We start from the raw sequence: 22,080 nt of genomic DNA on the forward strand, positions 1-22,080 counted from the left end.
TGGATCTTGCCTTTGCTTTTAACACTCAAGCCGGCCGGTAGGCCGCTGTGCTCTTGCTTTTGATTTTGATTTTGATCTGACTGCCCCAATAAGCCCGAGGCCGAACGCAGTGCGGAGCGGGTAAACCGGCAGGACGCCGGTTTAGCCGCGCCGGGCCATGGATGGCCCGTCGCGGCGGCCCGCGGAACAATGCCGGAGTGAGGGAACACCGAGCCTAGGCGAGGTGCCGACAGGCGGGGCAGAGCCCTTTGCTTACTTTGGGGCTTTTCCAAAGTGAGCCGCTGTAAGAGCGGAACCATAAGCCGCCGTGACCGAAGAAACGGATATGTACACATGCATGGCGCAGTAATTGCGTCCCCCCCAACCCAACCCCCCAAAAAAAGGAGCAACCCCAATGCAACTACGCGCCTTGCGATATTTCCACGAGGTCGCCCGCTGCGCCTCCCTGCGTAAGGCAGCCGAACGTCTATACGTCACCCCAACCGCCGTCAGCCGCCAGATCGAACACCTGGAACACTTCTTCGGCGCCGCCCTGATTGAACGCGGCCCCCGCGGCATCCGCCTCACCGCCGAGGGCGAATGCCTGGCCGAACAAGTCACCTCAACCCTGCGCGGCCTCGACCAAGTACGCGAAGTCATCGCCAGCCGCCAAAGCCAGGTGGCCGGTAACATCAGCATCCATGTGTCAGAAAGTATCGTTTCCACCGTACTCGCCCCGGTACTCGCCACCTTCTACCGCGCCCATCCCAAGGTCACCTTCAACATCGTAATCGCCAGTGCATCGGCCACGCTCGACGCCCTGTGCAGCGGCGAGGCAGACCTGGGCCTGGCGTTCTACCTGCAAGAACGCGCCGACGTCGAAGTCACTGCCCATTGCCAGCTGTGGCACCGGGTGCTGGTCAGTGCCGAACACCCCTTCGCCCAACGCGAAAGCATCGAATTGAGCGAACTGCAAGGCCAGCCCCTGGCGATTCCCGACTCGGCCTACGGCGTGCGCCAGGCCCTGGAAGTGGCCGCGAAAAAACGCGGAGTCACCCTCGAACCGGTGTTCACCACCAGCTCCCTGGAAGTGCAGAAAAGCCTGGCCCGGCAACGGGCAGCGGTGCTGATTTTGCCCCAGGTCGAGGCAGACGTACGGGACTTGGGCGACGGCCTGGTCGCCGTGCCGATCGCCGATGAAGACCTCGGGCGCATCCGCATCGACCTCTGCGTATACCGCAACCGCCCCCGTTCGGTGGCGGTGCTCAAGTGCCAGGAGATGCTGGCAGGGGCGATGCAGCGTTGTTCGCTGAACTGAGCCTGAGCCTCAGAAGATGTTGATCGGCACATTGGCAACGAGGCGGAACTCATCGTAGCTGCCGTCAATCTGCCCGCCGCTGGCGCGGTGGTTGTAGACGATGGTGCGCAGTACGGTGTTCTTGAGTGTTCCGGACTGAATCACATAGGCCACCATCAAGCCGTTTTCGTTGTGCTTGGCGCCATCCAGGCTGCGCACGTTGTAGCCGGTGTTGTGGCCGTTGCGGTCGCCATCGTAATGGGTGCCGTCGATGTCCCAACCCTTGGCGTGCCACAGGCTGGCAGTGAGGCCGGGCACGCCGTAGGCGGCGAAGTCCAGGTCGTAGCGCAGTTGCCAGGACTTTTCGTTGGGGCCGTTGTAGTCCGAGTACAGCGAGTTGGCCATGTAGTTGCCGGTGGACTCCCACACGTAGTCGAAGTATTCATTGCCAAACACCTGCTGCCAGGCCAGCGTCAGGCTGTGGGCCAGGTGCGTGGCGGTGAAGGCCAGGCTGGCGGCGTTGTTGTCGATGTAGCCGAGGTTTTTGTCCCCCGAATCGCTGGTGTGGTAGTAGTTGAAGGCGGTCTTTAAGGCGATGTCGCTTTTGTCGCCGATGCGGTGGGTCAGGCCGACGTAGGTCTGGTCCCACATGTCTTCGAAGCGCGACGCGTAGACGCTGGCCTCCAGCCCGTAACCCGGTTTGACCGTGGCCCCCAGGTAGCTGATGCGTGCGCCGCTGTAGGCGCGGTTGCCGAAGGTGGTGGTGAGCTTTTCGGCGCCGGTGCCGGTGCGCGGAATCGCCCGCTCGAAGCTGCCGCCCTGCACCGACAACCAGTCGAATTCGTTGCTGAACAGGCCCACGCCCTGGAAGCTGGAGGGCAGGGCACGGTTGTCCTTGTAGCGCAGGATCGGGTTGTCGGTCATCAGCCGGCCCGCCTTGATCTCGGTGCTGGACAGGCGCAAACGCACGTCGCCCACACCCAGGCGGCTCCAGGTGGGAATCGCATCGCCGTCGCCGTCTACCAGCACCCGGTCGCCACCATTGGCCACCTTGCCGTGGCCACGCTCCAGGTTGACCGCACTGAAGATTCCCGCATCCACGCCCACGCCAATCAGGCCCTGGGTGTAGCCGGAGCTGTACTTGAGCATGCTGGTCTGCACCCAGGTTTCCCGTACACGGGTGGGCTCGATGCCGCCGGGTTTCTTGATGCTCAGGTGGGTAGTGCGCTTGGTGTGCTGGTTGGAATAGTAGTGGCGCAGGTTAAGGTCTAGGGTGCTGCCTTCGAGGAAGCCCGGTGCACTGGCTTGAGCGTTCTCTTGGGCGAAAGCCTGGGTGCTGGACGCCAGGGTGACGGCCAGTAAAAGACGTGAATACATGGTAAATCCCCATACAAATCAGACGTAAGGCGACCGTCCCGGCAGACCCTCAGGCGCTGCCGGTCAGTGGCGAAAAGACGCGGGACAGTGGGAAAAGGTGTTCAGCGAACCGAAGCTTCTGTGAGCCGGGTTTCGCGGGCCGGGCTGCCGGGCAGCGACGGGCGGGTTTCCTTGGCGAACCAGGCGGCGGTGAGGCACACCAGGTTGGCGATCAGCAGGTACCAGACCGGTGACATTGGATCGCCGGTGGTGCCGATCAGCCAGGTAATGATGATCTGCGCGGTGCCGCCAAACGCCGCCACACCGAAGGCGTAGACGATGGAGAAACCGGTGGAGCGCACGGATTTCGGGAAGCTTTCCACCAGCAGCACGATCAACGCCGCGCCGCTCATGCCGTGCAGGCCCGAGAGTACCGCGAGGGTCAGCAGGAAGGTCGCCGGGCTGGGGTGTTCGGTCATCAGTTGCAGGGCCGGGAACAGGATCAGCAGCAACACCACCCGCGGTGTCATCAGGATCAGCCGGCGCCCGAAGCGGTCGCAGAGCATGCCGCCGGCCACCGCGCACACGGCCATGGCGGCGCCCGCCACCAGGGTCGAGAGCATGGAAATGCTGGTGGGCAGCTTCAGCTCGGTGAGGGCGAAGGTGGTCATGTAGTTGAGGAAGTACTGGGTGATGGTGCTGCCGGAAAGGATCAGCAACCCCAGTACCAATACCCGCCGGTGCTTGCCGCAGACTTCCCGTACCAGGTCGCTGGTGCTGGTCTGCTCGCCGTGGCCGTGGAAGGTTTCGGCGAGGTTGCGGCGGATGTAGATGCCGATCGGCAATACCAACAGGCCGAACACAAAGGGTACGCGCCAGCCCCAGCTGTTGAGGTCTTCCGGGGACATGACTTTGGTCAGGGTGAACCCTACCAGCCCGGCCACCATGGCCGCGACGCCCTGGGCAACCACTTGCCAGCAGGCGTACGTCCCGCGTTTGTGGGGCGGCGCCGCTTCGAGGATATAGGTGGTGGCGGGGCCGGCTTCACCGCCCCAGGCCAGGCCCTGGATCATGCGGGTGAGCACCAGCAGGATCGGTGCCGCGATGCCGATGGTCTCGTAGCCGGGCAATATCGCGATGCTGCCGGTGCCCACGGCCATCATCACCAGGGTCAACAGCATAGCCGGTTTGCGCCCGACGCGGTCGGCGTAGGCGCCGATCAGCACCGCGCCCAGTGGTCTGACGATAAAGCCGATACCGAACGCGGTGACCGACAGCATCAAGCTGACGAAGGCGCTGTCGGACGGAAAAAACGTGTGGCCGATCATCACCGCAAAGGTTGCGTACACACCAAAGTCGAAAAACTCCACGGCGTTACCCAGGACCACGGCAAAAATGCTCTTTTTGCCGGCGTCCGGGGACGGTGTTTCGGGTGCGTGATCAGGATCGGATCGTGTCAATTGCTCAGTGTGCATACCAGCCCCTCGATTTTAGTTATAGGTCGTCCAAGCTCCCGGCCGTGTAGGCCCGGAGCTGGCGTGTGGGTGGGCAGTTCTTACAGAGTCAAAGTCAGGAAGGATTCGGCCAGTGGTGGATTGCGCCACGCCAGCTCTCGTAGGTTTTAGCGATTTGCAGCAGCCATTGATCGGCGAAACGCGGGGCGATCATCTGCAAGCCGATGGGCATGCCATCGGCGGCGAAACCGCAGTTGATCGACAGCGCCGGTTGTTCGCCCATGTTCCAGGGCACCGTGAACACGATGTGTTCGAACGGCCGTTGCGGGTCGTTGCTGGGTGAAGGCCACTCAGCGGGGAAGGCGTTGACTTGGTTGGTGGGGGAGAGCACCAGGTCGAGTTCGGTGAACACCTGCGCGGCGCGGCGGCGCATTTCGAAGGTCTGGTTGAAGCCTTTAACGGCCTGTACGCCACTGATCTCGGCGCCTGGCGCGGCCCAGTCGCGGATATACGGCAAGACCTTGTCGAACTGCTCGCTGCTCAACGCGGACAAGTCGCCCCACTGCCGGGCGCGCCAGAAATGATCGAGGCCGTCGAGTTGTGCCCGGTCCATGATCGGCGGGATCAGCGTGACCTTGGCGCCATGGGCTTCGAACAGCCGTGCGGCGTGTTCCACCGCTTCACACACGAAGCCTTCAGGCTGCATGCCCACACCAGGCTCGAGCATCAGGCCGACCCGCAGGCCCTTGACCGACAACGGTTGGTTGCTCCACTGGGTGGCGAGTGGCGGCAGGCTGGTGGCGTCGCGGGCATCGGGGCGGGCCAGGTGTTGCATCAGCAGCACGCAGTCGTCGACGGTGCGGGTCATGGGCCCGGCGGCGCGGCCGGTGTAGTACGGGTCAATGGGAATGCGCCCCAGGGTCGGCTTGAATCCCACCAGGCCGCACCAGGCGGCGGGCAGGCGCACCGAGCCGCCGATGTCGGTGCCCACGTGCAGTGGGCCGTAACCGGCGGCAGCCGCAGCGGCGGCACCGGAGCTGGAACCGCCAGTGTTGTTGGCGGTATTCCACGGGTTGCGGGTGATGCCGTGGAAGCTCGACAGGCCGGAAGACAGCATGCCGAAATCCGGGTTGGTGGTCTTGGCCAGGATAATCGCGCCTGCTTCACGCATACGGGCTGCGGGCGGTGCGTCCCTGAGGGCCGGGGTCAGTCGGGTGGCGGCGCTGCCGAGGGGGATAGGCACACCTTCAGTGGCGATCAATTCCTTGAGGGTCACCGGTACGCCGTCGAGGGCACCGTTGGGCTGGCCCTTGTTCCAGCGCTCGGTTGAGGCCTGGGCTTGCTGGCGTACCTGTTGCGGGTCGAAGGCATAGAGCGCGTTGATCTTCGGCTCCCAGCGGTCGATATGGGCCAGGAGCTGGTCGTAGTAGTCGATGGGCGCGAGTTGCCGGCTGGCAAATTGCGCCAACAGTTCGGCGGCCGTAAGGGTATGCAGGTCAGTCATCGAACGCTTCCTTGTGATGGGCCGGCTGGCTCATGGCGGGTTGCAGTAGGAACGACTATATAAACCCCGATGTGGCGCGGCCATCACAATCGGTGCAGTTCAGTGTTGCGTTTTTGTGTGCACTGAAACCCGAAGCGCAGCCTCTGGCTTATTTTAAAACCTCAGGCGCAGGCGCTTGAGGCTTTTGTCGTACGGATGGAGCGGTGATTGAAGAACGGCTCCTGTTGAGGTGGGCGGTTCTTTCGAGCGTGTGAAGTGTTCCAGGTGGTGAAATCGAAGCGAGTGACAGAGACTACGTTTTCCTGGATCAGCATGATGGGGGCTGGGTGGCTGCTATCTGAATAACGTGTGCTCAGGGTGACTTCCAGTGTGTCCTTGTCACGGTAGCCGCTAAGCAGGGGGAGAAGAGTAAATGCATGGTCCATTCCTTCTGACTCGGTGGGCATGCCAACGAATACGACAATGCCTACGTACACCTTTCGATCGTTCAAGCTGAACATGCAAGGCGTGTACTTCTGGATGGATTCTCTGAGCAGGTATTTGAAAGGTGTGCCTTCAAGGATGTTCAGGGCGAGCCGGCAGTTCAGTTGTTCATCGGATTTCAACTTCAGCTCTTTTTTCTTCGCGTTGACATAAAGTCTTGCCCAGAGAGAAGGAATGACCAGGGTGGTCAAGCCGGTCTGCAGCCAGAAAACCCAAAGTGCGGCATTCTTTTCGTTGGCAATATCGAGTTGTACCAATAAGGCGCCGAGATAGCGGCCATAGTCTGTTGCAACCCCACGGCCTGCGACGTAAACCGCCTGTTGGGACAATGCCAGAATCAAGGCACTTGTCAGGCTGGCGACGACCAGGCAAACCAGTCCCAGTCGCGCAACCTGTAGATAGAGTAACTGCCCTTCAAAACGATGCAGCCGGCAGTAGTAATAAGGATGCTTGATACACACCAGATAACCGCTGACCAGTAACGGAAAAATGATCAGCAGGCCCATGAATCATTGGCCTCCATTTTGCGGACTTGGCGAATTGCTTCTTTGTAGGCCTCGGATTCCATGACTTCTTCGGCGGAGACTGAAATACCCCATTCTCCCTCAATCCTCATGGTTCTTTTTGACTTGATGGCTTCCACCGTATCCAAGTCATCCTGAGTCGGCTTACCGGCAAACAACGAATACAATCCAAACATGGCGACGACCTCGAAAAGATGTAGTCGTTTTTATAGCAAGCGGCCTTGACCCCCGCCATTGATGGCCGGCGTGCCAGCGTCGCCAGTTCCCGTAGGAAACGTCTCCATTTACACCAACGGTCTAAAACGTCGGCGGCGTAATCACCCAAATCACCACCGCATCCACCTTCCCGGGGTTGCCATACCGATGGGGCTCACTGCTGGAGAAGCTGAAACTGTCCCCTTCAGCCAGCTGAAAATGCCGCTCGCCCACCCATAACTCAAACGTTCCGCTCAACACATAACCCGCCTCTTCACCCTCATGGCTATAGCTCTGCTGGCTATAGGTGCCCGGTGGAAAGCGCGAGTGCAGCATCTCCAATTGATGATTGGGCAGGGGCGTCAGCAACTGGTCGACGATCCCGTCCTCATAGTGAATGCTCTGGCGATTGTTCCTGCGCACCACAAACCCTTCATCCTCCGCTGCCGGCGTGGTCTCGCTGGCAAAAAACCACTGGATCGTCACCCCCAGGCTGCGGGCGATGTTGAACAGGGCCGGGATCGACGGGTGGGCGAGGTTGCGTTCCAGTTGGCTGATATAGCCGGCCGTCAATTCGCTCATTTGCGCCAATTCGGTAAGCGTCATGCCCCGGGCCTTGCGCAAGCCACGGATGCGGGTGCCGAGAAACAGCTGTGGCGGTTGGTCGTTCAAATGTCCCACGCTACCTTCAATCCTTCATAAATCGCCTCTTCGGCGGTACGCGGCGCCAGGCAATCGCCGATGCGCCTGAACGCCACCAGGCCTTCCAGTTCTGCGCCCAGAGTGTCCACCGGCTGGTGACCCTGGCACAACACCAGGGTGTCGATATTTTCCAGCAGCATCGGCTCGCCGCTGGCGGTGTGTTGCAGGTAGACGGTGGTGTCGTCGCAGCCATACAAACGAGCGTAAGGGATGATGGGAATGCCCAGCCGGTGCAGTTCACCGGCCAGTTGATCACGCACGTACAACGGCAGGTTTTCCCCGCAATGGGTGCCGTTCACCGCCAGTTGCACCTGATGGCCGGCGCGCGTGAGGCGCTCGGCAATGCCCGGGCCGATCCAGTCGCAACGCCAATCCACCACGACCACCGAACGGCCCAGCGGGACCTCGTCGCGCAGCACTTGCCAGGCGTCCAGCACCTGTAGCTCACCGCCGCGTTCGAAGGCCGGCCAGTAGGGTTCGGCGCCGGTGGCGACGATCACCAGCTCGGGTTGTTCGCGCTCCACCAAAGCACGGTCGACGCGGGTATTGCGCACCACGCGAACCCCGGCCAGTTCCATCTCGCGCTGCAGGTTGGTACTGGCGCCGCCAAACTCGCTGCGCCGTGGCAGTAACTGTGCGAGGAGCACCTGGCCGCCCAGTTGGGCATTGGCCTCATACAAGGTCACTTCATGGCCGCGCTGTGCTGCCACCGCTGCGGCTTTCATCCCTGCCGGACCGCCGCCGACGACCATAATCCGCTTGCGTCGCAATGCCGGTTGCAACTGGCCAAACTGCAATTCGCGGCCGGTCTCGGGGTGCTGGATGCAGGAGATCGGCAAGCCTTTGTGGAAGTGGCCGATGCAGGCCTGATTGCAGGCGATGCATGCCCGTACATCTTCGGCATGGCCGCTTGAGGTTTTGGCCGGCATTCGCGGGTCGCAGATCAACGCGCGGGTCATGCCGCATACATCGGCCTGGCCGCGCTGCAGCATCAGCTCGGCCTCGTGGGGCTGGTTGATGCGCCCGGTGACGAACAGCGGAATCGACAGGCTGGCCTTGAACGTTGCGGCTTCTGTCGCCAGGTAAGCCGGAGCAATAGCCATGGGCGGCACGATATGGATCGCGCCACCGAGGGAAGCCGAGGTGCCGGCGACGATGTGCACATAATCCAGCTGTGATTGCAGCTGTTGCACGGCCGCCAGGGAGTCATCTTCCGTCAGGCCTTCGGGGTCGCGCTCATCGGCTGAAATACGCAGGCCGATGATGAACTGTTCGTCGGTTTCTGCCCGTACTGCGGCGATGATTTCCCGCAGGAAACGCAGGCGTTGTTCAAGCTCGCCGTTGTAGCCATCGGTGCGGCGGTTCACTCGCGGGTTGAGAAATTGCGCCGGCAGATACCCATGGCTGGCGACCACTTCCACGCCGTCAATCCCCGCCTGATGCAGGCGCCTTGCCGCCGCACCGTAGCCGGCCACAATCTCGTCAATCATCAACTGGTCAAGGGCGCGCGGCATCACCCGGAACCGCTCGTTGGGCACCCCTGACGCCGAGTAAGCCACCGCCAGCAAGCCATCCGCCGACTCCATGATTTCCCGTCCCGGGTGGAAAATCTGCGACAGCACCACGGTGCCGTAGGCATGGCAGGTTTCGGCCAGTCGGCGGTAGCCCTCGATGCAGCTGTCATCGGTGGCCATCAGTACATGGGAGGTGTAGCGGGCGCTGTCATGCACGCCGGCCACCTGCAACACAATCAGCCCGACGCCGCCTTCGGCACGTGCCCGGTGGTAGGCGATCAACTGCTCGTTGACCCGGTTGTCGGTGGGCATCGAGGTGTCGTGCCCGCTGGACATGATGCGGTTTTTCAGGCGTTTGCCGCGCAGCGTCAACGGTTCAAAAAGATGCGGAAAGGCATGGGGCGACATGGTGCGGATACTCCAGGCGCTGTTGTTATTATTTTTCTATAGGAGGTCAGCCTCAGTAAAAAATCAACTTGTTTTTTTACTGGCGACTGGATTAGCGTCAGCCACATCAACCACCCGCCTGGAGAATAAAAATGACTGGGGCCACCGAACGACAGCTGCGTGAAGAGCTTGCTGCCTGCTACCGGCTGATCGCGCACTTTCGCATGAGCGACCTGATCTTCACCCATATCTCGGTGCGTATTCCCGGGCCCGAGCATCACTTTTTGATCAACCCCTATGGGCTGATGTTCGAGGAGATCACGGCGTCCAGCCTGGTGAAGATCGGCCTGGACGGGCGCGCGGTCGAGGCTTCGACCCATGGCGTCAACCCGGCGGGGTTTGTGATTCACAGCGCGATTCACGGCGCCCGCGAAGACGCCCAGTGCGTGCTGCACACTCACACCCGCGCCGGGTGTGCGGTGGCGGCGCTGGAATGCGGGCTGTTGCCGGTGAACCAGATTTCCATGGAGTTCTACGGCAAGGTTGCCTACCACGACTATGAAGGCGTGGCGCTGGACATGGACGAGCAGCAGCGACTGGTGCGCGACCTCGGCGACAAACCGGTGTTGATGCTGCGCAACCATGGTTTGTTGACGGTGGGGGAGACGGTCAGCCAGGCCTTCCTGCGCATGTACTACCTGGAGAAGGCCTGCGATATCCAGATCGCCGCCCAGGCGTGCGGCAAGCTGATCCTGCCGCCTGCAGACGTGTGTGAATACACCGAGCGGCAGTTCAATGAGCCTGGCCGCTCATTGGAAGAGGGCGAGCTGGCAGACCTGGACGCCATGCAACTGGCGTGGGCAGCATTACTGCGGTTGCTGGATCGGGTGTCGCCGGGTTTCCGGGAGTGAGGTAGAGTCGTCCAGCCGACTCTACCCAAGGACACCGCCTCATGACCCAGGAATCCCGTTTCTCCCGTATGGAACCGGAATTGCGCAAGGCCAATCTGGTCCAGGCCACACTGGTGTGCCTTAAGCGCGACGGCTTCCAGGGCGCGTCGATCCGCAAGATCAGCGCCGAGGCCGGGGTGTCGGTGGGGCTGATCAGTCATCACTATTCGGGCAAGGATGAGCTGGTGGCCGAGGCCTATCGGTCTATCACCCGGCAAGTCATGGACTTGCTGCGTGACGCCATGGCCAAGGCGCCGCCCAGCCCGCGGGAGCGGCTGTCGGCGTTCTTTCACGGCTCGTTTTCCCCCGAGTTGCTGGACCCGCAACTGCTGGATGCCTGGCTGGTGTTCTGGGGCGCGGTCAAGACGGCCCCGGCGATCAACCAGGCCCACGAACATTCCTATGGCGAGTACCGCACCATCATGCGCTCGGCCTTGGTGGACATGGCCGAGGAGGAGGGTTGGAAGCAGTTCGACGCCGATTTGGCGGCCATCGCCTTGGGCGCCTTGCTCGATGGCCTGTGGCTGGAATCGGGGCTCAACCCCGGCACCTTCACCCCGGAACAGGGCATCCAGATCTGCGAAGCCTGGGTCGACGGCTTGCAGTCTGGCGGCCGCAAACGCTTCCAGATCAAACCCTGAACTAACGATTCCGCGCCGCCTGGACGCAATGTCCGGGCCGGCATTTTCCCCTCGAAAAATATTTGCAGTTACCCGATTGCCTCCTTACTGAACACTCGTTTAGTATCGCCCCATGTCGCACCCCTCAAGCCAATTAAAATAATTCGAGGATTCCATGACTACAGATCCGTCTGTGCTCACTCAAGTGCAAGCAGGCGTTGCCTGGATCACCCTTAATCGCGGCGCCCAGCGCAACGCCCTGGACATCCCGACCCTCAAGCACCTGCATGCGTTGCTGGACGGTTTCAACAGCGACCCGGCCTTACGTGTGGTGGTGTTGACCGGCACTGGTCGCAGCTTCTGCGCCGGTGCTGACTTGGCTGAATGGGCCGACGCCGAAGCCCGTGGCGCCCTCGAAACCTACGGCTGGACCGAAACCGCCCACGCCCTGATGACCCGCCTGCACACCCTCGACAAACCCACCGTTGCCGCCATCAACGGCACGGCCGTCGGCGCCGGCATGGACCTGACCCTGTGCTGCGACCTGCGTGTAGCCGCGCAATCGGCACGTTTCAAGGCTGGCTACACCAGCATGGCCTACTCGCCGGACGCCGGTGCCAGCTGGCATCTGCCGCGCCTGATCGGCAGCGAGCAAGCCAAGCGCCTGCTGTTCCTCGATGAATTGTGGAGTGCCGACCGTGCCCTGGCCGCCGGCCTGGTGGGCGAAGTGGTCGCCGATGAGCAACTGCACGCCCACGTCACCGACCTGGCCACACGCCTGGCCAACGGCCCGACCTTCGCCTTCGCCCAGACCAAAACCCTGATCCGCGAAGGCGCCGGGCGCAGCCTGCCCGAGCAGCTCCAAGCCGAACTCGCCGCCGGCTTGCTGTGCGGACGCAGCGCCGACGGTGCTGAAGCCCTGCGCGCCTCGATGGAAAAGCGCCCCCCGAATTTCTCCGGCAACTGATTCCTCCTCAAAACACCCCTCGAACGATCGACAGGTAGCGCCATGAATTTCCAGCCCAGCCAAGAACAAGACATGTTGGTGGACGCGGTACGCAGTTTTGTTGCCAAGGAATTGTTGCCCCACGAGGAGGCGGTGGACCGCGCCGATGAAGTCTCGCCGGAGCTCGCCGCACAGATTCGGGACAAGGCGATTGCCGCCGGGTTTTATGCCTTCAACATGCCGGAAGAGGTCGGCGGTGGCGGCCTGGATTACCTGTCCCAGGCGTTGATCGAACGGGAGTTGTCGAAGGTGTCCTGGGCGCTGCATGTGTTTGTCGCCCGGCCCTCGAAAATCCTCATGGCCTGCACCGGCGCGCAGATTGGCGAGTACCTGTTGCCGTGCGTGCAGGGCAAGAAGATCGACTGTTTTGCCTTGACCGAGCCGGGTGCCGGTTCCGACGCCAACGCGATCAAGACCCGCGCCGTGCGCAGCGGCGATGACTTTGTGCTCAACGGCAGCAAGCACTTCATCAGCCACGCCGGCCACGCGGATTTTGCGATCGTGTTTGCCGTTACCGACACCTATGAACACAACGGCCGCCAGCGCAACGCCGTGACCTCGTTCCTGGTGGACCGTGGCACGCCGGGCATGACCATTCGCCGAGGCCCCAAGTGCGTCAGCAACCGCGGCTATCACACCTATGAAATGTTCTTCGACGACTGCCGCGTGCCGGCCTCAAAAGTCCTCGGCGAAGTCGGCAAAGGCTGGGAGGTCGCCAACGCCTGGCTGACCGCTGGCCGGGTGATGGTGGCCGCCAACTGCGTCGGCCAGGCCCAGCGTGCGTTGGACGTGTCCCTGCAATGGGCGGCGGATCGCAAGCAGTTCGGCCAGCCCATCGGCACCTATCAAGGCATCTCGTTCAAGCTCGCCGACATGGCCACGCAAATCCGCGCGGCCGAACTGCTGACCCTGAACACTGCCTGGAAAATGGACCAGGGCACCATGACCGACGGCGAGGCCGGCATGGCCAAGCTGTTTGCCAGCGAGGTGCTGGGCAAGGTCGCTGATGAGGCCGTGCAGATTTACGGCGGCATGGGCTTGATGGACGAAGGGCCGGTGGAGCGCATCTGGCGCAACGCGCGGATCGAACGGATCTGGGAAGGCACTTCGGAAATCCAGCGCCACATTATTGCCCGCGAACTGTTGCGGCCGCTGTTGCGCTGATCGGGTGGGAGAACGCTTATGTCCCAGGCTATTCGCGACAATCTCAAGCGCCTGCTGGCGCCCCGTCACTTGGCATTCGTCGGCGGGCGCAGCATGGCCCGCGCCCTCAAGCGCTGCGCCGAAGGTGGTTTTGACGGCCAGATGTGGCTGGTCAACCCGCAACATGACAGCCTTGATGGCGTTCCCTGCGTGCGTCGCGTGGCCGATTTGCCGTGCGGTCCGGACGCGGTGTTTATCGCTACCAATCGCGAGCTGACCCTGACCTGTGTCGCCGAACTGGCGGCCATAGGTACCGGCGGTGCCATCTGCTACGCCTCCGGGTTTGCCGAAACCGGCGCCGAGGGCCAGGCCTTGCAGCAACAACTGCTCGAGGCGGCTGGCGAGATGGCGCTGCTGGGTCCCAATTGCTATGGCCTGCTGGATCACTTGCACAGCTCGGCGCTCTGGCCAGTAGCCCATGGCGGCAAGCCGGTAGAGAAGGGCGTTGCGGTGCTGACCCAGAGTGGCAACTTCGCCTACAACCTGTCCATGAGCGACCGTTCGCTGCCGGTGGCCTATATGGCGTCGGTGGGCAACCAGGCGCAATTGGGGGTTGCCGAGTTGATGGATGTGTTGCTCGACGAACCACGCGTCACGGCCATCGGCTTGCACCTGGAAGGCTTGAAGAATGTGCCGGGGTTCGCCCGTGCGGCCCATAAGGCCCTGGAAAAAGGCATTCCAATCATCGCCCTGAAAACCGGCGTGTCGCAGATCGGCGCCGAGTTGGCCTTGAGTCATACCAGTTCGTTGTCGGGTTCAGACGCGTTGTACGACAGCCTGTTTGCGCGCCTGGGCGTGATCCGGGTCAGCGGCCCGGTGAGTTTTGTCGAGACCCTGAAAGCTGCGGCCTGCGGTAACTTGCCGGCGGGCAACAACCTGATTGCCCTGGCCTGTTCCGGTGGTGATGCCGGGTTGATTGCCGACTACGCCGAGCGCAACGATTTAAGCCTGCCCAAACTCGATGAGGGCCAGCGTTCGGAACTGGCGCAGGTACTGCCGAGCTACGCCAACCTGGTCAACCCGCTGGATTTCACCACGGCCATCTGGGGCAACAGCGAAGCCCTCAATACCATGCTCGATACGGCACTGCGCACCGAAGCGGATGCGGCGATGCTGGTGCTCGACTACCCGGCGGAATTTACCGGTGAGCGCAAGGAATGCGACCTGCTGCTGGAGCTGTTTTGCAGTGCGCTGACTCGCCATGGCAAGACCGGCTTTGTCACCTCGGCATTCCCCGAATTGCTGCCGGCTCACGCGCGGGAGCGCCTGCATGCGCAAGGTGTTGCGGCGTTGCAGGGCGTAGAAGATGCGCTGGCGGCCTGGGGTCGGATTGCCGATTATCAAAACAATCGCCGGGCGCTGCTGGCGCGGGGTGAGTCGGTATTGGTGCCGCTGTGCCCGCAAGCGCTGGAAGCACTCGGACAGTCGCTTAACGAGTGGGACTCCAAGCAGGCGTTGCGGGCTTTCGGTCTGTCGACGCCGGCCGGTGTCTTGAGCACGCCAGCGCGGGCCATCGCCGATGCCAAAGTGCTGGGCTATCCGCTGGTACTCAAGGCAGTCAGTGCCGACCTCCCGCATAAAACCGAGGCGGGCGCTGTGGCGCTCAACCTGAGGGACGGCTTCGCCTTGACTGCGGCCCTGGCCCATATGCGTGAGCGGATTGCTGCCTACGCGCCGGGTGTACCGTTCGATCACCTGCTACTGGAATCCATGGCCACGCCGCCGTTGGCCGAGCTGATTGTGGGCATCAAACGCGAAAACGATTTCGGCCTGGCGCTGGTGATCGGAGCCGGTGGAATCCTCGTGGAATTGCTCAAGGACAGTCGCAGCCTGTTGCTGCCGACCACCGACGATGCGATCCGCAATGCCTTGCTCAGCCTGCGCAGCGCGGCATTGCTGCAAGGCTTTCGCGGGGGGGAAGTGGCCGACATGGAGGCGCTGGTGGCGGCGATTCGTGCGGTGGCCGACTACGCCTGCGCCAACGCCGGGCAGTTGCTGGAACTCGATGTAAACCCATTGCTGGTCAATGCCCGGGGCGCCACGGCGGTCGATGCATTGATCCGTCTCGCCCAGGTGTGAAGGAGATGACGATGCAAAGCAAAACCTTGACGGGCGGCCAGGCCCTGGTGCGATTGCTGGCCAACTATGGCGTCGACACGGTGTTCGGGATTCCCGGCGTGCACACGCTGGAGCTGTATCGCGGCTTACCCGGCAGTGGCATTCGGCATGTGCTGACTCGCCACGAGCAGGGCGCCGGCTTTATGGCCGACGGTTATGCGCGGGTCAGCGGCAAGCCAGGCGTGTGTTTCATCATCACCGGGCCAGGGGTGACCAATGCCGCCACGGCGATCGGCCAGGCGTACGCCGACTCGATTCCGCTGCTGGTGATTTCCAGCGTTAACCACACCGCCAGCCTCGGTAAGGGCTGGGGCTGCCTGCATGAAACCCAGGACCAGCGCGCGATGACCGCGCCCATCACCGCGTTTTCGGCGGTGGCGTTGAGTGCCGAGGATTTGCCGGAATTGATCGCGCGGGCCTACGCGGTGTTCGACAGTGAGCGGCCGCGGCCGGTGCATATTTCGGTGCCGCTGGATGTGCTGTCGGCGCCGATCAAGCGCGACTGGAACAATGACGTGGTGCGCCGTCCCGGGCGAGGTCTGCCATCGGCTGAAAGCCTCGATCAGGCCGTGGCGAAACTGGCGGCGGCCAAGCGTCCGATGATCATTGCCGGTGGCGGCGCGCTATTGGCGGCGGAGGCCTTGCAGCGCTTGAGCACGCAGTTGGCGGCGCCGTTTTTCAGCAGTGTCGCCGGCAAGGGGTTGTTGCCGGTGGCGCATCCGTTGAATGCCGGTTCGACCTTGTGTGTCGAGCCCGGCTGGCAGCTTATCGCCGAGGCGGATGTGGTGTTGGCCATCGGCACCGAAATGGCCGATACGGATTTTTGGCGTGAACGCCTGCCCATTAACGGCGAGCTGCTGCGCGTGGATATCGACCCGCGCAAGTTCAACGATTTCTATCCTTGCGCCGTCGCGTTGCACGGTGATGCCCGGCAAACGGCGCTGGCTTTGCTGGAACGCTTGCCAGCCAAGCCGCGCAACGCCGATGCAGCGACCGACGCGGTTGCAAGGTTACGCCAGGCAGTCAGCAGCGGCCACGGTCCGTTGCAACGGATTCACCAGGCGATTCTCGACCGCGTCGCCGCCGAGTTGCCCGCCAATGCCTTCATCAGCAGTGACATGACCCAACTGGCCTACACCGGCAACTACGCCTTCCCCAGCAATGCCACCCGCAGTTGGCTGCATCCCACCGGCTACGGCACCTTGGGCTATGGCCTGCCGGCCGGTATCGGCGCCAAGTTCGGCGCGCCGGAGCGGCCCGGCCTGGTGCTGGTGGGCGACGGCGGCTTTCTCTACACCGCCCAGGAACTGGCCACAGCGGTGGAAGAACTGGACAGCCCGCTGGTGGTGTTGCTGTGGAACAACGACGCCCTGGGGCAGATTCGCGACGACATGCTGAACCTGGACATCGAACCCATCGGCGTACTGCCGCGCAACCCGGACTTCGCCGCCCTGGCGCGGGCGTTCGGCTGCACGGTCAGCGAGCCACAGAACCTGGATGAGCTGCAGACGGATTTGCGTAACGGTTTCAAGCGCAACGGCGTGACCTTGATCGAGTTGAAGCATGCCTGTGTGAACCTTTAGAGGAGCAACACCATGAGCGAAAACAACAACAAAATGACTCAAGCGATGCACCGACGGGATTTCCTCAAACACAGCGCCGTAGCCGGTGCCGTGGCCGCCGCGTTTTCCATGGGCCTGCCGCTGCAGGCCTTTGCCGAAGAGGCCACGCCCAAGCCCGGCGGTGTGCTGCGCATGGGGCTGGCTGGCGGCAGCACCACCGACTCCCGCGACCCAGGCTCCTGGGTCGACACCTTCACCTTCGTCGGCTTTTCGGCGGTGTACAACACCCTCACCGAAATCGCGGTGGACGGCAGCGCCATCCCCGAATTGGCCGAGAGCTTTGAGTCGACGCCCGACGCGCGCATCTGGACCTTCAAGCTGCGCCAGGGCGTGACCTTCCATAACGGCAAAAGCCTGACCGCTGACGATGTGGTGGCCTCGATCAACCATCACCTGGCAGCCAACTCCACGTCGGCGGCCAAAACGGTAATCGGCGATGTGGCCAGTGTCAGCGCCAAGGGCAGCGATGCGGTGGTGTTCGAACTGCATTCGGGCAATGCCGATTTCGCCTATGTGGTCGCCGATTACCACCTGGTGATCATGCCCGCCAAGGACGGTGCCGCCGACTGGCAGGCCGGGATCGGCACCAGCGGCTATCGCTTGAAAAGTTTCGAGCCCGGCGTACGCATGGACCTGGAGCGCAACCCGGATTACTGGAAGCCGGGCCGGGCGCACTTCGCCAGCGCCGAGCTGCTGGCGATTGCCGACGGCGCAGCGCGGGTCAATGCGCTGGTCACCGGGCAAGTGGACGTGATCAACAAGGTCGACCTGAAAACCGTGGCCCTGCTCAAGCGCAATCCCATGCTGGTCATCGAAGAAACCAAGGGTGCCCAGCACTACACCTTCCCGATGCTCTGCGACAGCAACGAGTTCAAGAACAACGACATCCGCATGGCGATGAAGCATGCGATCAACCGCGAAACCCTGCTGGCCTCGGTGCTGCATGGCTATGGCCTGGTGGGCAACGACCATCCGATCCAGCCCGGCAGCCGCTTTATCAACGCTGCCCTCGAGCAGCGTACCTACGATCCGGACAAGTCGCGCTTCTACCTGCGCAAGGCCGGTGTCGAGTCGCTGAAGGTGCGCCTGCAAGCTTCCGATGCCGCCTACACCGGCGCAGTGGACGCCTCGGTGCTGTTCAAGGAACAGGCACGCCAGGCCGGGATTGATATCGACGTGGTGCGCGAGCCGGCGGATGGGTACTTCTCCAACATCTGGATGAAGCAGCCATTCACCACCTCGTTCTGGTACAGCAGCCTGACCGCCGACCGCATGTTCAGCATCGGATACGCCAAGGGCGCGGCGTGGAACGAAACCCATTGGGATAACGACCGCTTCAACCAGTTGCTCAACGCAGCACGAGGCGAGATGAACGCGCCGCTGCGCCAGGAGATGTACAACGAAATGCAGGGCCTGTGCCGGGACGACGGCGGGGCGATTGTGCCGTTGTTCGCCAACTCCGTGGCGGCCCGCTCGAACCGCATCAGCCATGGACCGCTGACGGCGCCGTATGGGGAACTGGATGGGTTGCGGCTGATCGAGCGGTGGTGGCAGGCGTGACTCTTGTGTCGAACGCTATCCCTCAAGCAATGAAGATCAAGTGTGGGAGCTGGCTTGCCTGCGATGGCATCACCTCGGTGTCCTGTTAAACCGCGGCGCCTGCATCGCAGCCTCGCTAAAGCTCGACAGCTCCCACAGAGGACATTTGTCGCCTTCGAGAACATGCCCAACTCATGAGAACCGAACATGAATAGCCTATTCAAACTGGTACTCCAACGCCTCGCCCTTGGCCTGCTGTCGTTGTTCGCCGTCTCGGTGATCATCTTCCTGGCCGTGGGCATGCTTCCCGGCGATATCGCCCAGGCCATGCTCGGCCAGTCCGCCACGCCGGAAACCGTCGCTGCCTTTCGCGCCCAACTGGGCCTGGACCTGCCGCCCCTGAGCCGCTTCGTGCAATGGCTGCTGCGCCTGCTGCACGGCGACCTCGGCGCGTCCCTGGCCAACCAGCGGCCCATCGCCGAACTGATCGGCGCACGCCTGGGCAACACCTTGCGCCTGGCGGCATTGGCCGCGCTGGTTTCGGTGCCCCTGGCGCTGGTGCTGGGCATGCTTGCCGCGCTGTACCGCAATAGCTGGTTCGACCGCCTGCTCAACACCTCGGCCCTGAGCGCGGTGTCGTTCCCGGAGTTCTTCGTCGCCTACCTGCTGATCCTGGTGTTTTCGGTCAAGCTGGGCTGGTTTCCCAGCCTGTCCAACCTGGCGCCGGACGCCTCATTCGGCACCATCCTCGAGCGTTCGGTGCTGCCGGTGGCCACCCTGAGCCTGGTGGTGATTGCGCAGATGATGCGCATGACCCGCGCCTCGCTGATCAACCTGCTGGCCAGCCCGTATATCGAAATGGCCCGGCTCAAGGGCATCAGCCAGTCGCGGATTATCTGGCGCCACGCGTTGCCCAATGCCCTGGCGCCGATCGTCAACGTGATCGCGCTCAACCTCGCGTATCTGGTGGTGGGCGTAGTGGTGGTGGAGGTGGTGTTTGTCTACCCGGGTCTCGGCCAGTTGCTGGTGGACTCGGTGTCCAAGCGCGATATCCCGGTGGTGCAGGCGTGCAGCCTGATCTTTGCCGCCACCTACATCCTGCTAAATACCGGCGCCGATGTGCTGTCCATCGCCACCAACCCACGTCTGATGCATCCCAAGGGGTAGACCATGAGCCTTCTCACACAACTGGCCCGGGCGCCATTGAGCGCGAAGTTCGGCCTGCTGATTATCGTGCTGTACGTGCTGGTGGCGCTGTTTGCACCGGTGCTCGCGCCCTATGGGGAAACCCAGGTGGTGGGCGACGGATTTGCACCCTGGAGCGGCCAGTTCCTGCTGGGCACCGATAACCTCGGGCGGGATATGTTCAGCCGCCTGGTGTATGGCGCGCGCAACACCCTGGGCATCGCTTTTTTGACGACGGTGCTGGCGTTTTTACTGGGTGGCTTGAGCGGCTTGATTGCGGCGATCAAGGGCGGCTGGGTCGATCAAGGGTTGTCGCGGGTGGTGGACATCCTGATGGCGATCCCGCAACTGATCTTCGCCTTGCTGATTCTCAGCGTGGTGGGCACCAATGCCACCTCGCTGGTGCTGGTGATTGCACTGCTGGATTCCACCCGGGTGTTTCGCCTGTCCCGGGCCGTGGCGATGACTGTGGTGGTGCAGGATTTTGTCGAAGCCGCGCGGCTGCGCGGGGAAGGGCTCTGGTGGCTGGTCACCCGCGAAGTGCTGCCCAACGCGGCTGCTCCGTTGATTGCCGAATTCGGCCTGCGCTTTTGCTTCGTGTTTTTGTTTATCAGCGCGCTGTCGTTCCTTGGCCTGGGCATTCAACCGCCCACCGCCGATTGGGGCAGCATGGTCCGCGACAACGCGGTGCTGATCACCTTCGGTGACGTCAGCCCGTTGCTGCCGGCGCTGGCAGTGGCGTTGATCACCGTCAGCGTGAATTTTGTCGTCGACTGGATGCTGCATAAATCCAGCGGCCTGAAGGAGTGTTGAGGATGGACAAGCCATTGCTGGAAATCCGCAACCTGCAGATTGAAGGGCATTACGAAGACGCCTGGCATCCGTTGATCAAGGGCATCGATTTGACCTTGCAGCGGGGCGAGGTGTTGGGGTTGATTGGTGAGTCTGGCGCGGGTAAATCAACCCTGGGCCTGGCGGCCATGGGCTTTGCCCGCGACGGTTGCCGCATCACCGGTGGCTCGGTGTGCTTTGACGGCATTCAGCTGCTGCAGGCCAAACCCGAAGCCTTGCGCAAGCTTCGAGGACTGCGGATTGCCTACGTTGCGCAGAGCGCCGCCGCGTCGTTCAACCCGGCCCACCGGCTGATTGACCAGCATGTGGAAACCGCCGTGATCAATGGCGGTATCAGTCGCGCCCAGGCTGAACGTGAGGCGGTGGAGTTGTACCGCGTGCTGCGCCTGCCCAATCCGGAAACCATCGGTCAACGGTATCCGCATCAGGTGTCCGGCGGGCAACTGCAACGGGTGATGACCGCCATGGCGATGGCCTGCCACCCCGACCTGATCATCTTCGACGAACCTACCACCGCCCTCGACGTCACCACCCAGATCGAAGTGCTGGCGGCGATTCGCGATGCGGTCAAAACCTTCGGCAGCGCCGCGCTGTATATCAGCCACGACCTGGCGGTGGTCGCACAGATGGCCGACCGCATCATGGTGCTGCGCCACGGCAAGCTGGTGGAGGAGGCCGAGACCCGCACCATGCTCAGCGCCCCGCAGCAGGACTACACCAAATCCCTGTGGGCGGTGCGCAGCTTTCGCACCGAGCCCAAGGCCTGTCCGCAGCAGCAGGTGCCGTTGCTGGAAGTGCGTCAGGTGTGCGCCAGCTACGGGCGTCAGCCGGTGCTGCATGACGTGTCGATGAGCTTGCATCGCGGCCAGACGTTGGCGGTGATCGGTGAGTCCGGCAGCGGCAAAAGCTCCACCGCACGTGTGATTACCGGGTTGCTGCCGGCTACGGCGGGGCAGGTGCTGTATGACGGTGAAGCGTTGCCGGCGGACTTTCGTCGGCGCAGCAAGGAGCAGTTGCGACGGATCCAGATGATCTACCAGATCCCCGATACCGCGTTGAACCCGCGCCAGCGCATCGTCGACATCATCGGCCGGCCGCTGACCTTCTACCTCGGCCTCAAGGGCAAGGCCATGCGCGCCCGGGTCGCCGAGTTGCTGGAGATGATCGAGCTGGACCCGGCCACGTTCATGGAGCGTCAGCCCCGAGAACTGTCCGGCGGCCAGAAGCAACGGATCTGCATCGCTCGCGCCCTGGCGGCCGACCCACAACTGATCATCTGCGACGAAGTGACCTCGGCCCTGGATCAGTTGGTCGCCGAGGGCGTGCTGAAACTGCTCAATCGAATTCAGCAGCAGTTGGGCGTGGCCTACCTGTTTATCACCCATGACGTGGCCACGGTGCGCGCCATTGCCGACGAAGTGGTGGTGATGCAGCGGGGCAGGGTGGTGGACCAGGGCAGCCGCAGCGCGATCTTCACCCCGCCGTATCAGGACTACACCGGCCTGCTGTTTTCATCGGAGCCGGAAATGGACCCCGACTGGCTCGACCATTTGCTGGCCGAACGGGCCGCCCTAACTTCTTGAGGAGTTT

18 protein-coding genes are annotated in these 22,080 nt (G+C 62.6%); 11 read left to right on the top strand and 7 right to left on the bottom strand.

The genetic code is table 11. The features are described from left to right. Nucleotides 1-394 precede the first annotated feature (394 nt). The gene (locus tag K0H47_RS19690) at nucleotides 395-1,297 is read left to right on the top strand and encodes a LysR family transcriptional regulator (protein WP_063028932.1); all 903 of its coding nucleotides are present in this window, start codon (nucleotides 395-397) and stop codon (nucleotides 1,295-1,297) included. Between the two features lie 9 nt (nucleotides 1,298-1,306). On the opposite strand, the gene K0H47_RS19695 is transcribed toward K0H47_RS19690, so the two are convergent. The 7 genes from K0H47_RS19695 to K0H47_RS19725 all read right to left on the bottom strand — a co-directional run bounded on the left by K0H47_RS19695 (nucleotide 1,307) and on the right by K0H47_RS19725 (nucleotide 9,416). After that, complete coding sequence (locus K0H47_RS19695; protein ID WP_219273461.1) at nucleotides 1,307-2,653, bottom strand: OprD family outer membrane porin; 1,347 nt, start codon at nucleotides 2,651-2,653, stop codon at nucleotides 1,307-1,309. Between the two features lie 101 nt (nucleotides 2,654-2,754). After that, entirely contained in the window at nucleotides 2,755-4,107 is a 1,353-nt protein-coding gene (locus tag K0H47_RS19700; protein ID WP_257626708.1) for a citrate-proton symporter, read from the bottom strand. Between the two features lie 94 nt (nucleotides 4,108-4,201). Next, a complete protein-coding gene (locus tag K0H47_RS19705; RefSeq protein WP_218264193.1) occupies nucleotides 4,202-5,590 on the bottom strand; it encodes an amidase in 1,389 nt (462 codons plus the stop codon). Between the two features lie 161 nt (nucleotides 5,591-5,751). Further along, on the bottom strand, nucleotides 5,752-6,579 hold the full coding sequence (locus tag K0H47_RS19710) for a hypothetical protein (protein ID WP_063028937.1): 828 nt from the start codon (nucleotides 6,577-6,579) through the stop codon (nucleotides 5,752-5,754). Then, nucleotides 6,567-6,773 (bottom strand): hypothetical protein, encoded by a 207-nt coding sequence (locus K0H47_RS19715; protein WP_063028939.1) that lies wholly within the window; start codon nucleotides 6,771-6,773, stop codon nucleotides 6,567-6,569. Before K0H47_RS19715 ends, K0H47_RS19710 begins: the two co-directional genes overlap by 13 nt. 121 nt (nucleotides 6,774-6,894) lie before the next feature. Continuing rightward, entirely contained in the window at nucleotides 6,895-7,473 is a 579-nt protein-coding gene (locus tag K0H47_RS19720) for a helix-turn-helix domain-containing protein (RefSeq protein ID WP_374106765.1), read from the bottom strand. Next, nucleotides 7,461-9,416 (bottom strand): FAD-dependent oxidoreductase, encoded by a 1,956-nt coding sequence (locus tag K0H47_RS19725; protein WP_219273462.1) that lies wholly within the window; start codon nucleotides 9,414-9,416, stop codon nucleotides 7,461-7,463. Before K0H47_RS19725 ends, K0H47_RS19720 begins: the two co-directional genes overlap by 13 nt. A 131-nt stretch (nucleotides 9,417-9,547) precedes the next feature. Between K0H47_RS19725 and K0H47_RS19730 the strand changes: the two genes are divergently transcribed. The 10 genes from K0H47_RS19730 (at nucleotide 9,548) to K0H47_RS19775 (ending at nucleotide 22,073) form a co-directional block, all read left to right on the top strand. Next, a complete protein-coding gene (locus K0H47_RS19730; protein ID WP_063028946.1) occupies nucleotides 9,548-10,306 on the top strand; it encodes a class II aldolase/adducin family protein in 759 nt (252 codons plus the stop codon). Between the two features lie 41 nt (nucleotides 10,307-10,347). Next, complete coding sequence (locus K0H47_RS19735) at nucleotides 10,348-10,986, top strand: TetR family transcriptional regulator C-terminal domain-containing protein (protein ID WP_219273463.1); 639 nt, start codon at nucleotides 10,348-10,350, stop codon at nucleotides 10,984-10,986. Between the two features lie 154 nt (nucleotides 10,987-11,140). Continuing rightward, nucleotides 11,141-11,932: an enoyl-CoA hydratase/isomerase family protein gene (locus K0H47_RS19740; protein ID WP_219273464.1), complete on the top strand. Its 792-nt coding sequence runs from the start codon at nucleotides 11,141-11,143 to the stop codon at nucleotides 11,930-11,932. Nucleotides 11,933-11,974: 42 nt separating this feature from the next. Next, on the top strand, nucleotides 11,975-13,135 hold the full coding sequence (locus tag K0H47_RS19745) for an acyl-CoA dehydrogenase family protein (RefSeq protein ID WP_017475434.1): 1,161 nt from the start codon (nucleotides 11,975-11,977) through the stop codon (nucleotides 13,133-13,135). An 18-nt stretch (nucleotides 13,136-13,153) separates the two neighbouring features. After that, nucleotides 13,154-15,253, top strand: a complete 2,100-nt coding sequence (locus tag K0H47_RS19750; protein WP_219273465.1) for an acetate--CoA ligase family protein — start codon at nucleotides 13,154-13,156, stop codon at nucleotides 15,251-15,253. A gap of 11 nt (nucleotides 15,254-15,264) precedes the next feature. Beyond that, a complete protein-coding gene (locus K0H47_RS19755) occupies nucleotides 15,265-16,875 on the top strand; it encodes a 5-guanidino-2-oxopentanoate decarboxylase (protein WP_219273466.1) in 1,611 nt (536 codons plus the stop codon). Between the two features lie 12 nt (nucleotides 16,876-16,887). Then, nucleotides 16,888-18,474, top strand: coding sequence for an ABC transporter substrate-binding protein (locus K0H47_RS19760; protein WP_219273467.1), 1,587 nt, complete (start codon nucleotides 16,888-16,890; stop codon nucleotides 18,472-18,474). 186 nt (nucleotides 18,475-18,660) lie between these two features. Continuing rightward, nucleotides 18,661-19,620, top strand: a complete 960-nt coding sequence (locus K0H47_RS19765; protein WP_010173705.1) for an ABC transporter permease — start codon at nucleotides 18,661-18,663, stop codon at nucleotides 19,618-19,620. 3 nt (nucleotides 19,621-19,623) lie between these two features. Beyond that, nucleotides 19,624-20,451 carry an ABC transporter permease gene (locus tag K0H47_RS19770; protein ID WP_219273468.1) on the top strand — a complete coding sequence of 276 codons (828 nt, stop codon included), beginning with the start codon at nucleotides 19,624-19,626 and terminating at the stop codon, nucleotides 20,449-20,451. Between the two features lie 2 nt (nucleotides 20,452-20,453). Further along, a complete protein-coding gene (locus K0H47_RS19775) occupies nucleotides 20,454-22,073 on the top strand; it encodes an ABC transporter ATP-binding protein (RefSeq protein WP_219273469.1) in 1,620 nt (539 codons plus the stop codon). The last annotated feature ends 7 nt before the right edge of the window (nucleotides 22,074-22,080 follow it).

The organism is Pseudomonas sp. Xaverov 83 (assembly GCF_019352905.1).
Taxonomy (GTDB): domain Bacteria; phylum Pseudomonadota; class Gammaproteobacteria; order Pseudomonadales; family Pseudomonadaceae; genus Aquipseudomonas; species Aquipseudomonas yamanorum.

Coding starts and splice junctions, on each gene's coding strand:
- K0H47_RS19690 (WP_063028932.1), top strand. CDS start 395: ATGCAACTACGCGCCTTGCGATATTTCCACGAGGTCGCCCGCTGCGCC.
- K0H47_RS19755 (WP_219273466.1), top strand. CDS start 15,265: ATGCAAAGCAAAACCTTGACGGGCGGCCAGGCCCTGGTGCGATTGCTG.
- K0H47_RS19695 (WP_219273461.1), bottom strand. CDS start 2,653: ATGTATTCACGTCTTTTACTGGCCGTCACCCTGGCGTCCAGCACCCAG.
- K0H47_RS19745 (WP_017475434.1), top strand. CDS start 11,975: ATGAATTTCCAGCCCAGCCAAGAACAAGACATGTTGGTGGACGCGGTA.
- K0H47_RS19740 (WP_219273464.1), top strand. CDS start 11,141: ATGACTACAGATCCGTCTGTGCTCACTCAAGTGCAAGCAGGCGTTGCC.
- K0H47_RS19735 (WP_219273463.1), top strand. CDS start 10,348: ATGACCCAGGAATCCCGTTTCTCCCGTATGGAACCGGAATTGCGCAAG.
- K0H47_RS19705 (WP_218264193.1), bottom strand. CDS start 5,590: ATGACTGACCTGCATACCCTTACGGCCGCCGAACTGTTGGCGCAATTT.
- K0H47_RS19725 (WP_219273462.1), bottom strand. CDS start 9,416: ATGTCGCCCCATGCCTTTCCGCATCTTTTTGAACCGTTGACGCTGCGC.
- K0H47_RS19710 (WP_063028937.1), bottom strand. CDS start 6,579: ATGGGCCTGCTGATCATTTTTCCGTTACTGGTCAGCGGTTATCTGGTG.
- K0H47_RS19770 (WP_219273468.1), top strand. CDS start 19,624: ATGAGCCTTCTCACACAACTGGCCCGGGCGCCATTGAGCGCGAAGTTC.
- K0H47_RS19700 (WP_257626708.1), bottom strand. CDS start 4,107: ATGCACACTGAGCAATTGACACGATCCGATCCTGATCACGCACCCGAA.
- K0H47_RS19730 (WP_063028946.1), top strand. CDS start 9,548: ATGACTGGGGCCACCGAACGACAGCTGCGTGAAGAGCTTGCTGCCTGC.
- K0H47_RS19775 (WP_219273469.1), top strand. CDS start 20,454: ATGGACAAGCCATTGCTGGAAATCCGCAACCTGCAGATTGAAGGGCAT.
- K0H47_RS19715 (WP_063028939.1), bottom strand. CDS start 6,773: ATGTTTGGATTGTATTCGTTGTTTGCCGGTAAGCCGACTCAGGATGAC.
- K0H47_RS19750 (WP_219273465.1), top strand. CDS start 13,154: ATGTCCCAGGCTATTCGCGACAATCTCAAGCGCCTGCTGGCGCCCCGT.
- K0H47_RS19765 (WP_010173705.1), top strand. CDS start 18,661: ATGAATAGCCTATTCAAACTGGTACTCCAACGCCTCGCCCTTGGCCTG.
- K0H47_RS19760 (WP_219273467.1), top strand. CDS start 16,888: ATGAGCGAAAACAACAACAAAATGACTCAAGCGATGCACCGACGGGAT.